Below are 334 nucleotides of genomic sequence, written 5' to 3' on the forward strand. Positions count from 1 at the left end.
CGATCACCACCGTCAGGTTCCCGTGAGAGCGCAGCACCTTCGCCGCCAGCGCCCGCTGGGACAGCGGCCCCAGGAAGTGCAGCGCCTCCAGCACGCTGAACTGACTCAGGCTCAGGCCGTGCGCCGCGAGGTGACGGTTCGCGCGGCCCTCCACCGCGTGCGACGCCCGCCACAGCTTGATGTACGCGTCCAGCGCGCGCCGCTCGTCCGGCGTTCCCTCCCAGTGCGTCGGCATCGCGACAAGCATAGACGATGTGGAAGGGGCGGGCCGCGCGGCCCGCCCCCGGTCACGAAGAGCGACCTACCGCGAGCCGAGCCGCCACGACGCGTCCAG

General features: G+C 72.5%; 1 protein-coding gene. It reads right to left on the reverse strand.

Features of this window, described 5'->3' with window-relative positions:
* On the reverse strand, positions 1 to 235 hold a 235-nt coding region (locus DEIPI_RS38735; RefSeq protein WP_045233465.1), incomplete at its 3' end, for a MarR family winged helix-turn-helix transcriptional regulator.
* Positions 236 to 334: the final 99 nt, after the last annotated feature.

Source organism: Deinococcus pimensis DSM 21231 (assembly GCF_000519345.1).
GTDB classification, from domain to species: domain Bacteria; phylum Deinococcota; class Deinococci; order Deinococcales; family Deinococcaceae; genus Deinococcus_A; species Deinococcus_A pimensis.